Here is an 11,138-nt window from a genome sequence, read left to right on the forward strand (position 1 = left end):
TAACGCGGTTGGTGCCATCCCCGGCGGAAAAGTTCGATAGCCCGGCGAAAAAATGCCATTGATCATTTTCCGTTTGCACCGGGCAGGGCACAGCTGGTATCTGTACGCATAACCAGTACTCGCTTGCCATGGCCCAGAATCCCCGTGACTGCCGATCCCCTCGACGACCCGTTCTATTACCTTAACAACTTCCGGCAAGTGCTTGATTGGCTTGAGCTTCGTTATGCCGATGTAATGAGCGAACCGGAACACGCGTTCATCCGCGACTTCAAGGCCTTGCCGCGCGCGTCGCAGGGTTTGCTGGTGCGGATGGTCATGCGCAAGGGTGTGCATTTTCGTGCCGGCAAACTCAATTACCTTGAAATCGGTGACATCGCCGAGGCCGCGCAGCCCTTGCTGGAGCACGGCTGGATCGACGAACACGCGCCGCTGGTCCTCGCCGAGTTGTTCGATGTGTTGCTCAAGGCCGAGATCCTGCAAGCGTTCGCAGCCTTTATCGAGCAACCCAAGGGCCGCAAGGACGATTGGCTGCCGCTCCTCGCCGAGCAGTTTGCAGAAGCTCGCAGCCTGCGCGACTGGGCGCCGCTGCTCGATGATCGCTTGTTCAGTCTGACCATCATGGACCTGTGCGACCGCTTGCGGCTGATGTTCTTCGGCAACCTGTATCAGGACTGGTCGGAATTCGTCCTCGCCGACCTTGGCATCTTCACTTATGAAAAAGTCGAATTCTGCGCCGACTCGCGGGGCCTGCGCAGTCGCGAAGACGTCGATGCGTGCCTGTTCCTGCACAACTGTCAATTGCGTTTCGAAGCCGGTGAGCCACTGGACACCATTGTTGCGCAGGTCAGCGCCTTGCACTTCGACAACCCGTGGCTGCAACGCCGGCGTGGCAAGGTGCTGTTCCAGATCGGCCAGTATTGCGAGCGCATCGGCGAGTTTGCCCTGGCCCTGAGCATTTACCGCGACTGCGCCTATCCCGGCGCCCGTTTACGCATGATCCGCGTGCTGGAGCGCAGCGGCGAATACTCGTTGGCGCTGGAGCTCGCCACGCTGGCGGAGCAGGCGCCGGAAAGCGCTGCCGAGCAGCAAGGCCTGCAACGGATATTGCCAAGGGTGCGGCGCAAACTCGGTGGCCCGCCGCTCAAACGCGTAGCGGCCAGACCGGTCGAGCGGCTGGATCTGCAATTGCCACGCACCGATCCAGCCTTGTCTGTGGAGTTTTACGTGCAGGCGCATCTGCACGATGACGACGGCCCGGTGCATTACGTGGAAAACAGTCTGATCAACTCGCTGTTTGGCCTGTTGTGCTGGCCGGCGATTTTCGCACCGTTGCCTGGGGCATTCTTCCACCCGTTTCAGCGCGGCCCGGTGGACCTGCTCAACGAAGATTTCCAGCAACGCCGCGCTGAGCTGTTCCAGGCGTGCCTGAGCGAACTCGACGACGGCCGCTATGCCGCGACCATTCGCCAGCGCTTTGTCGACAAATGGGGCGTCCAGTCGCCATTCGTATTCTGGGGCGCGGTGAATGAACAATTGCTTGAGCAGGCGTTGGCCTGTCTACCCGCTGAGCACCTTAAACATTGGTTTAACCGTTTGCTGCTCGACATCAAGGCCAACCGCGCCGGCATGCCCGACCTGATCCAGTTCTGGCCGCAGCACAAAACTTACCGAATGATTGAAGTGAAAGGCCCCGGCGATCGCCTGCAGGACAACCAGCTGCGCTGGCTTGAGTTCTGTCACCAACACCAGATGCCGGTGGCCGTGTGTTATGTGCAATGGGCGGAGCAGAGCGCTTGAGTTACAGCATTGCCGTGCGCGCACTCTGTGAGTTCACCGCCAAGGCCGGCGACCTTGACCTGCGTTTTACGCCATCACCCACGGCGCTGGAAGGCATCGCCGGCCACCGCACTGTGGCCTCGCGGCGCAGCGAAAAGTATCAAAGCGAAGTGGCGCTCGAAGGCGAGTTTCTGCAGTTGAAGGTCAAGGGCAGGGCGGACGGCTACGACCCGGCGCAGACTTGCCTTGAAGAGGTTAAAACCTACCGTGGCGACCTGAGTAAGCAACCGGCCAATCACCGCCAGTTGCACTGGGCACAGGCGAAGATCTACGGCTGGTTGATGTGCCGCAAACTCGAACTTGAGCAAATCAATCTGGCGCTGGTGTATTTCGATATCGTCAGCGAAAAAGAGTCCTGTCTGGTCGAGGCCTTCAGCGCCGAGACCCTCAAGGCCTTTTTCGAACAGCAATGCACGCTGTTCCTGCAATGGGCCGAACAGGAAATGGCCCATCGAGAAGCGCGCAATCTGGCCGCGCAGCAACTGGCGTTTCCCCATGCCGATTTTCGTCCCGGTCAGCGGCACTTGGCGGAATCAGTGTTCAAAGCCGTCAGCACCGGCCGTTGCCTGATGGCCCAGGCACCGACCGGCATCGGCAAAACCCTCGGCACGCTGTTCCCGATGCTCAAGGCCCTGGCGCCGCAGCAACTGGACAAGGTGTTCTTCCTGACCGCGAAGACACCGGGGCGCAAACTGGCGCTGGATGCCAGTCAGGTGTTGTTCGATCGGTCACCAGCCTTGCCCCTGCGGGTGCTGGAAATGGTCGCCCGGGACAAGGCCTGCGAACATCCGGACAAAGCCTGTCACGGCGAATCCTGCCCGTTGGCTCAGGGCTTTTATGATCGTTTGCCGGCCGCGCGGGAAGCGGCCAGTCGAATCCGCCTGCTCGACCAAGCCGCCATGCGCGAGGTCGCCGCGCAACACGCGGTGTGCCCGTATTACCTGAGTCAGGAGATGGCCCGTTGGGTAGACGTGGTGATCGCCGACTACAACTATTACTTCGACTTCAGCGCCATGCTGTTCGGTCTGGCCCAGCTTAATCAATGGAAAGTCGCGGTGCTGGCGGACGAGGCGCACAACCTGGTCGAACGCGGCCGGCAAATGTACAGCGCCAGTCTTGATCAATTCACCCTTGGCAGTGTGCGCAAAACCGCGCCGGCACCGCTGAAAAGCTCCCTGCAACGGATCAACCGTGAATGGAACGCGCTGCATGCGCCGCAACTGGCGGCGTATCAGGCTTACGACAAGGCCCCGGAAAAACTCCTGCAAGCGATCTCGTTGTGTTGCGCGGCCATTGGCGATTACCTCAATGACCATCCGCAGGGCCTCGACAGCGCCTTGCAGAACTTCTATTTCGACCTGTTGCAATTCGCCCGGGTGGCGGAGCTGTACGACGAGCATTACCTGTTCGACATCAGCAAGCGCGACCTCGACCGCAAAAAGCCGCTGTCGCAGTTATGCCTGCGCAACGTGGTGCCGGCCGCGTTCATTGGCCCGCGGCTGAAAGCGGCGCGCAGCAGCGTGTTGTTTTCCGCGACCCTCAGCCCGCGTCACTATTACGCCGATTTGCTCGGTACGCCGGCCGACACCGTGTGGATCGACGTCGAATCGCCGTTTTGCGCCGAGCAGTTGCAGGTGCAGATCGTCAGCCGCATTTCGACACGCTTCAACCATCGTCAGGCCTCGCTGGAGCCGATCGTCGAATTGATCGCGCGGCAGTTCAGCGAACGTCCGGGCAACTATCTGGCGTTTTTCAGCAGCTTCGATTATCTGCAACAAGTGGCGTCGTTACTCGCTGAGCGTTACCCGCACATCAGCCTGTGGCAGCAATCGCGGGGCATGCTCGAAGGGGCGCGGCAGGCCTTTCTCGATCAGTTCACCGCGCACAGCCAGGGCGTCGGCTTTGCCGTGTTGGGCGGTGCGTTCGGCGAAGGCATCGATTTACCCGGTGCGCGGCTGATCGGCGCGTTCATTGCCACCCTGGGGCTGGCGCAGTTCAATCCGGTCAACGAACAACTCAAACACCGCATGGCCGCCATCTTCGGCGCCGGTTACGACTACACCTACCTGTACCCGGGCGTGCAGAAAGTGGTGCAGGCCGCCGGGCGAGTCATCCGCACCCGTGAGGATAGCGGCGTGGTGATGCTGATTGACGATCGCTTTGCCGAGAGCCGGATCAAACAGCTGCTGCCGCGCTGGTGGGCAATCAATCACGAGACGGACGCTTCCCAATTTGCCGGATTACCGCATACTTCTGCTCATGACAATGGCTGGTGAGTGTGATGAGCGAGAAAAACAAGACCGCGGCGATCGAAGAGATGCGTTTTCGTCTGCTGATCGATGCGGTGGTCGACTATGCGATCTACATGATCGATCCCGACGGCATCATCACCAGTTGGAACTCCGGCGCCAAACGCTTCAAGGGCTACGAAGAAGCGGAAATTCTCGGCGAACATTTCTCCCGCTTCTATACCGCTGAGGATCGCGCCGCCGGTCTGCCGCAACGTGCGCTCGATACGGCGATCCGTGAGGGACGTTTCGAAGGCGAGGGCTGGCGGGTGCGCAAGGACGGCACCAATTTCTGGTCGCATGTGGTCATCGATCCGATCATTGATCCCGACGGCAAATTGCTCGGTTTCGCCAAGATCACCCGCGACCTGACCGACCGCAAAATGGCTGAAGAAACCCTCAAGCAAAGCGAGCAGCAGTTCCGCTTGCTGGTGCAGGGCGTCACCGACTACGCCATCTACATGCTCAGCCCCGAAGGCCGGGTCAGCAACTGGAACCAGGGCGCGCAGCGGATCAAAGGCTATCTGCCGGAAGAAATCATCGGTCAGCATTTTTCGCTGTTCTATACCCCCGAAGACCGCGAACTCGGCGAGCCGCAACGGGCGCTGGAAATCGCCACCCGCGAGGGCCGTTTCGAGAACAAGAGCTGGCGCATGCGCAAGGACGGCACGCGGTTTCTCGCTCATGTGGTGGTCGATGCGATTCGTGGTGACACCGGCACATTGCTTGGTTTTGCCAAGATCACCCGCGACATCACCGAAGCCCACCAGGCGCAACAGGCGCTGGAGAAAACCCGTGAAGCGCTGTTCCAGGCGCAGAAGATGCAGGCCATCGGTCAGCTCAGCGGTGGCATCGCCCATGACTTCAATAATCTGCTGACGGTGATTCTCGGTAACCTCGAGATTGTGCAAAAGCGCGTGGGCGACGATGCGAAAATCAGCCGCCTGCTGGAAAACGCCACCCAAGGCGCCTTGCGTGGCGTGTCGCTGACCCAGCGCATGCTGGCATTCGCCCGCCGACAGGAACTGAAGACCGAGTCGGTCGATATCGCGCAATTGGTTCAGGGCATCAGCGGTTTGCTGCGCAGTTCGCTGGGGCCGGGTATCCGTGTCGACACGCGGTTTCCCGACGATCTCGAGCCGGTGCTGGCGGACACCAATCAGTTGGAGCTGGCCCTGCTCAATCTGGCGACCAACGCCCGCGACGCCATGCCCGATGGAGGTACGGTGAGCATCAGCGCTGAACCGCGAGTGGTGCTTGAACTGGGGCATTCGGACCTGCCTGCGGGGCGTTACGTCTGCCTCAGCGTAATCGACACCGGGGAGGGCATGGATGAGCACACGCTGGCGTCGGCCAGGGATCCGTTCTTCACCACCAAAGGATTGGGCAAGGGTACCGGGCTGGGCTTGTCGATGGTCCACGGCTTCATGGAGCAACTCGGTGGCCGTTTCATCCTCAAGAGTGCCAAGGCCCAGGGCACCACGGCAGAACTGTGGATTCCGGTGGCCGGCGAGGGTACCGTCAGCAAGTCGCTGCAGCCACACGCCGAGCCCGTGGTGGTACCAAGACTCAGCGTGCTGGTGGTGGATGACGACTCACTGGTGTTGACCAGTACCAGCCTGCTGCTCGAAGACCTCGGCCATCGGGTGGTCAGTGCGACGTCCGGTGCGCAAGCGCTGGCGTTGTTCGATCAGGGCGAGGTCATCGACCTGATGATCACCGACATGGCCATGCCGAAGATGAGCGGCGCGCAACTGGCCCATGCCGTGCGCGTGCTCAAACCGGATCTGCCGATCATCCTGGCCACCGGCTACGCCGAACGTCTGGAAGGCTTTGCCGCGCAACTGCCACGGCTGCCCAAGCCGTTTACGCAGATGAATCTGGTGGCAATCATTGCCCAATCGATGAAACAAGGCGTCGGTCAATCCGTCTGAACTTGCGCGCCAACGGGGACTTCTAAACGTTTTCCCCACCCCGGAGCGTGCATCTTTTGTCTCGCATACTGACTGAGCCCACCGCTGAAGAAACCCTGACCGAACATGACGCCAAGATGTTTGGCTCACCCAAGGAACGGCTGGATTTCTATCGGCGGGAGATCCAGTACGAAACCAGCATCCTCGCCAACCGTACCGACGCTTATCTGGCGGCGCAGTCGTTTCTGGTGATTGCCTTTGCCTCGTGCATGGCCAACCTCAACCCGGAGTGGGGCAAGTTGTTCACGCTGGTGGTGCCACCGTTTCTTGCGCTGCTCGGGCTGCTCAGCTCACTGAACGCCTGGCCGGGGATTCGCGCGGCGTACGACATCATTGATCACTGGCATTTCAAGCAGAGCCACTTGCTGCACAGCGAACCGCTGATGGGCCTGGCGTATGACGAATCGCCGCTGTTCAGCGAGATGGAATCGAGCCACAAGGGCTACCGCAAATCCCTGCTGTTTTCGGTGCGTACGCCGTGGATCTTTGCAACGTTCTGGGTGTTGCTGGGGAGTTATGCGGTGTTTATTCAGGTGACCAATCCGGGCGGGTGATGGGCAAAAATAGAAAAGCCCGGCTTATGTGGCCGGGCTTTTTCATTCGCTTGGATTTTGTGTTGCCATTCAGATCGATCCCCCTCACCCCAACCCTCCCGAAACGTCGGACCGCCCCCAATGGGGGCGAGGGGGAAGGGAGCAGATCTTCGTTGTACTCAAAATCTGCGTTCGACTCGGTATCTCAGGTCGGCGTACCTCGACCATTCACCTCGGTCAGTTCCCTCTCCCTCTGGGAGAGGGCTAGGGTGAGGGGCTTTTCTGCCTCACTCCACGGTCTCAAGCTCTCGACGCAGCGCCACCGAGTTTTGCGACGACATCGGGATCGGCGGGAAGTCTTCGTTCAAGACGCACAAATGATCGATCGCATCTTCAAACATCAAATCGGCTTTCTTGCGCAGCGCTCGGTAATGTTCAAATTGCTCGATATCCAGGTGTTCAACGTCAAGCAGCGCATTGGCCGCGCGGTTGAGGGTGTGAGCGTTATCGAACAATTGACGATTGCGTTCCAGAGCCAGTGCTCTGCAAGCCTTGATTTGCGCAGGAGTCGAGCATTCTTTCATGACCGTGACCTTAATCTTCAAGGATTCCGTTTCATAGGCGTAGCGCCGCAGGGGAACCGAACCTGCCGGGCCCCGCCGGACACATCCGGCGAGGGGTTATGCTTGTGACTGCCGGCCATTAATCAGGGATCCATTTTTTTATAGAAAAAAATTCGATCAATTCCCGGTTAAATCCGCAAATCAAAAATCAGTTTTTTTGTTTTTTTGCGCTGTTCGTAACGGGCGAGGATCGGTTGCGTGCTGATGCCGTGGAGCAAGATGCTCAGCGCCACCACCGACAAGGTCAGATCGGTACACAGGCTGGCCACCGTGTCGGTCAGCCCGTGGTTCAAGGCATAAAACAAATAGAACAGGCTGCCGATACCGCGAATGCCAAACCAGCCGATCAACAGCCGTTGCCTTCCTTTGAGCAGTGCGCCCCAAGGCATCAGCGCGACGCAGGCCGGGCGGATCAGGCAGAACAGCACGCCGCCCACCAGCAACGCCCGCCAGTCCCAGTGCGCCACCAGCACCACGCCGAGCAGGGTCACCAGAAATACTTCCATGGCGCGCTCGACCAGACTGCCGAACGACAGCATGTCGCCCATCATGATCCCGGCGGCGACCTGGCTGCTTTCCAGCCGTTCGGTGTCGCCGTGCACCGCGTGCTGCGGTTCGACGTTCTGATGACCGACCACCGGCTGCACCAAGTGCTCGGCGGGCGGTTGCCCGGCGCCGGTGGATTTGACTTCGACCTGACGCAGGCCCAACCCGGCAGCGAACACCGACAGAAAACCATAGCCGCCAATCGCCTCGGCAACGACATACGCCAGGGCAATCAACGACAACGCCAGATAGTCGTTCGGGCTGAGCGTGCTGTCGTCATTGTGAATGCGCAGCGACAGGGTCACGCGGCCGATACCACGGCCCATCCAGTAACCGGTGAGCAGGCCTGCGGGCACCGCCCACAACAAACTGCGCAAGACCCAGCCCTGCCACTCGGCGGCAGAGCCATCACCGTGAATCAACAACAAGCCGAGAATCACAAACGGAAACGCCACCCCGTCATTCAGCCCGGCCTCACCCGACAGGCCGAAACGCACGCTGTCGACATCCCGCGCATCATTGACCTGCACCAGCGCCGCCAGCACCGGGTCGGTGGGCGCCAGCATCGCCCCGATCAACAACGCCGGCCCCCACGGCAAGCGCAAAGCAAAATGCAGCAGCAGGCACACCCCGGCGATGGTCAGAACCATTACTGGGCCGGCGAGGCCGAAGGCGATTCGCCAACGCTTGTCGCGCAGCGGCAGGCGCAATTTCAGGCCGCAGACGAACAGAGAGAAGAGCACCGCGACTTCCGTCAGGTGCTCCATCCACAGCGAGGCGTCTTCCAGGGATAGTTTCAGCAGATCGAGGCCACTGGGACCGATGCCGATACCCAGCAGCAAACAAACCGCCGAGGTGGTCACCGGCATCCAGCGCAGGTATGACGACGTCAGCGCCAGGGTCAGCAGGACTGCGCCGAGTACGGCGACCCACACGATAAAACTCATGATCTGCCGCCTTCAAATGTTTGATGTGACGGCAATCGCACCGTGTTCAATGGGCCTTCAGTTTTACTGTAGGCGTTGGCGAAGGCGTCATCACAGCATCGGTTTGCCACCGGTCACGCCATAGCGCTGGCCGGTGATGTAACTGGCTTCGTCCGAGGCCAGCAACACGTAGATCGGCGCCACTTCGACCGGTTGGCCGGGGCGGCCGAGCGGGGTGTTGCCGCCGAAGTTCTGCACTTCTTCATCGGGCATGGTCGAGACGATCAGCGGCGTCCAGATCGGCCCCGGTGCCACGCAGTTCACGCGGATTTCCTTTGGCCCGAGCATCTGCGCCAGACCGCCGGTGAAATTGGCGATCGCGCCTTTGGTGGTGGCGTAGGCGAGCAGGGTGGGTTTGGGCATGTCCGAGTTGATCGAGCTGGTGTTGATGATCGACGAACCGGCGCCCATGTGCTTTATCGCGGCCTGACACAAGCGGAAGATCGCGGTGATGTTGACGTCGAAGGTCATCACCCATTCGTCGTCGGGGATTTCTTCGAAGGTTTCGTGGGTCATCTGGAACGCGGCGTTGTTGACCAGCACATCAATGCGGCCGAAGCGTTCCACGGTCTTGTCGACCAAGGCCTGGCAATGGGCCTTTTGCGCAATATCGCCGGGTAACAGCAGGCACTGGCGCCCGGCCTGCTCGACCCAGTGCGCGGTTTCCTGGGCGTCTTCGTGTTCATTCAGATAGGCGACCGCAACGTCGGCGCCTTCACGGGCGAAAGCAATGGCCACAGCGCGGCCGATACCGCTGTCGGCACCGGTGATCAGGGCGATCTTGCCGGACAGTCGCCCGGAGCCGACATAGCTCTGCTCGCCGCAATCGGGATAGGGCTCCATCTTGCGTTGCGAACCGGGAACGGCCTGAGCCTGTTTGGGGAAGGGCGGTTTTGGATAGTCGGTCATCGCGGGTCTCCGAAGTTTCAGGGCAGGTATGGGCGGTTGACCCGGTGTGTTTGCCGTGAGTTCGATCGGATTTACGCCGCATTTCTCGACTTGGAAATGCAAAACCCCTGTAGGAGTGAGCCTGCTCGCGATAGCGGTATTTCAGTCAACAATGATGTTGGATGTCAGGACGCTATCGCGAGCAGGCTCACTCCTACACGGGGATGTGGTGCTCTTAAGTGTGGCGTTGTGTCAGGGCGCGTTCCATGCGGGCGATGCCTTCTTCGAGCAGCGAACGCGGGCAGCCGAAGTTCAGACGGACGAACTGCTGGTGTTGATCGCCGAAGTCCAGACCGGCGCTGAGGCCAACCTTGCCCTGCTCAAGGAAGAACTGCTGCGGGTTGTCCAGGTCCAGCGCCGAGCAGTCCAGCCACGCCAGATACGTGCCCTGCGGCACATTGATGGTCACGCCCGGCAAGCGTTTGCGCACCGCTTCTACCAGCCAGTCGCGATTGGCTTGCAGGTAGGTTTTCAGCTCGGCCAGCCACGGCCCGCCTTCGCTGTACGCCACGCGAGTGGCTTCCATGCCCAGCGGATTGACGCTGTCGACCATGCCGCAACGGGCGTGATTGACGCGTTCGCGCAGGGCGGCGTTCTGGATGATCATGAACGAGGTCTTGAGGCCGGCGATGTTGTAGGCCTTGCTCGCCGACATCAGCGTGATGGTGCGCTCAGCGATCTCAGGGCTCAACGAGGCGGTCGGAATATGTACGCGACCGTCGAAGCACAGCTCGGCGTGGATTTCGTCGGAAATGATCCACGCGTCCTGCGCCACGCAAATGTCGGCCACGGCTTGCAACTCTTCACGGCCAAACACTTTGCCGATCGGGTTGTGCGGGTTGCTCAGCAACAGCGCGCCACCGCCGTTCAGCGACTCACGCAACACGTCCAGCGGCGTCAGGTAAGTGCCGTCAGCCTGGGCGACGAACTCCAGTTCAACCTTGTTCAAGCCCCAATGCCCCGGCGCGTGGCGCAGTGGCGGGTAGTTGGGCACTTGCACCACGACGTTCTGCTGCGCCTGCACCAGCGCTTTCAAAGCCATGTTGAAGCCCGACTCGACGCCCGGCAGAAAAATCAGTTCCTGCGGTTTGACCTTCCAGGAAAACTTGTTCCAGAGGTCGGCGACGATGGCTTCGCGCAAGTTGTCCTGCGCCACGCTGTAGCCCACCAGCGGATGCAGCAAGCGTTGTTGCAGCGCCTCGATCACCACCGGCGGCGCGGCGAAATCCATATCAGCGACCCACATCGGCAACACGTCGGCGCAATAGCGGCTCCACTTGGTGCTGCCGGTGTTGTGGCGGTCGAATACCTGATCAAAATCGAAAGTCATGCGCGGTCTCGTGAAGGCGGGAATGGTCCTGCCGGCATGATAAGCCCACGGCCGTGTAGGAGCACACAAAACCTG

Annotated in this window: 8 protein-coding genes; 4 read left to right on the forward strand and 4 right to left on the reverse strand. The window is 60.4% G+C overall.

What is annotated here, in order from left to right; all coding sequences use genetic code 11:
- Positions 1-144 precede the first annotated feature (144 nt).
- The 4 genes from HU754_RS14070 to HU754_RS14085 are packed head-to-tail and all read left to right on the forward strand — an operon-like array spanning position 145 to position 6,651.
- Positions 145-1,797: a VRR-NUC domain-containing protein gene (locus HU754_RS14070; RefSeq protein WP_186621635.1), complete on the forward strand. Its 1,653-nt coding sequence runs from the start codon at positions 145-147 to the stop codon at positions 1,795-1,797.
- Complete coding sequence (locus HU754_RS14075; protein ID WP_186621637.1) at positions 1,794-4,112, forward strand: ATP-dependent DNA helicase; 2,319 nt, start codon at positions 1,794-1,796, stop codon at positions 4,110-4,112. Before HU754_RS14070 ends, HU754_RS14075 begins: the two co-directional genes overlap by 4 nt.
- A gap of 5 nt (positions 4,113-4,117) precedes the next feature.
- On the forward strand, positions 4,118-6,058 hold the full coding sequence (locus HU754_RS14080; RefSeq protein ID WP_186621639.1) for a hybrid sensor histidine kinase/response regulator: 1,941 nt from the start codon (positions 4,118-4,120) through the stop codon (positions 6,056-6,058).
- A gap of 56 nt (positions 6,059-6,114) precedes the next feature.
- A complete protein-coding gene (locus HU754_RS14085) occupies positions 6,115-6,651 on the forward strand; it encodes a hypothetical protein (protein ID WP_016983364.1) in 537 nt (178 codons plus the stop codon).
- Positions 6,652-6,917: 266 nt separating this feature from the next.
- Here the strand turns inward: HU754_RS14085 and HU754_RS14090 are convergent, their stop codons facing one another.
- The 4 genes from HU754_RS14090 to HU754_RS14105 form a co-directional block, all read right to left on the reverse strand.
- Positions 6,918-7,214, reverse strand: a complete 297-nt coding sequence (locus tag HU754_RS14090; RefSeq protein ID WP_099759219.1) for a hypothetical protein — start codon at positions 7,212-7,214, stop codon at positions 6,918-6,920.
- Positions 7,215-7,381: 167 nt separating this feature from the next.
- Complete coding sequence (locus HU754_RS14095) at positions 7,382-8,746, reverse strand: cation:proton antiporter (RefSeq protein ID WP_186621648.1); 1,365 nt, start codon at positions 8,744-8,746, stop codon at positions 7,382-7,384.
- A 90-nt stretch (positions 8,747-8,836) separates the two neighbouring features.
- A complete protein-coding gene (locus tag HU754_RS14100; RefSeq protein WP_186621650.1) occupies positions 8,837-9,694 on the reverse strand; it encodes a glucose 1-dehydrogenase in 858 nt (285 codons plus the stop codon).
- A 214-nt stretch (positions 9,695-9,908) separates the two neighbouring features.
- Complete coding sequence (locus tag HU754_RS14105; RefSeq protein WP_186621658.1) at positions 9,909-11,063, reverse strand: MalY/PatB family protein; 1,155 nt, start codon at positions 11,061-11,063, stop codon at positions 9,909-9,911.
- Between the last annotated feature and the right edge of the window lie 75 nt (positions 11,064-11,138).

Origin of the sequence: Pseudomonas zeae, assembly GCF_014268485.2 — a bacterium.
GTDB classification, from domain to species: domain Bacteria; phylum Pseudomonadota; class Gammaproteobacteria; order Pseudomonadales; family Pseudomonadaceae; genus Aquipseudomonas; species Aquipseudomonas neuropathica.

Excerpts from the sequence above, each read along its gene's own strand:
- HU754_RS14080 (WP_186621639.1), top strand. The coding sequence starts at position 4,118 with ATGAGCGAGAAAAACAAGACCGCGGCGATCGAAGAGATGCGTTTTCGT.
- HU754_RS14090 (WP_099759219.1), bottom strand. The coding sequence starts at position 7,214 with ATGAAAGAATGCTCGACTCCTGCGCAAATCAAGGCTTGCAGAGCACTG.
- HU754_RS14095 (WP_186621648.1), bottom strand. The coding sequence starts at position 8,746 with ATGAGTTTTATCGTGTGGGTCGCCGTACTCGGCGCAGTCCTGCTGACC.
- HU754_RS14100 (WP_186621650.1), bottom strand. The coding sequence starts at position 9,694 with ATGACCGACTATCCAAAACCGCCCTTCCCCAAACAGGCTCAGGCCGTT.
- HU754_RS14105 (WP_186621658.1), bottom strand. The coding sequence starts at position 11,063 with ATGACTTTCGATTTTGATCAGGTATTCGACCGCCACAACACCGGCAGC.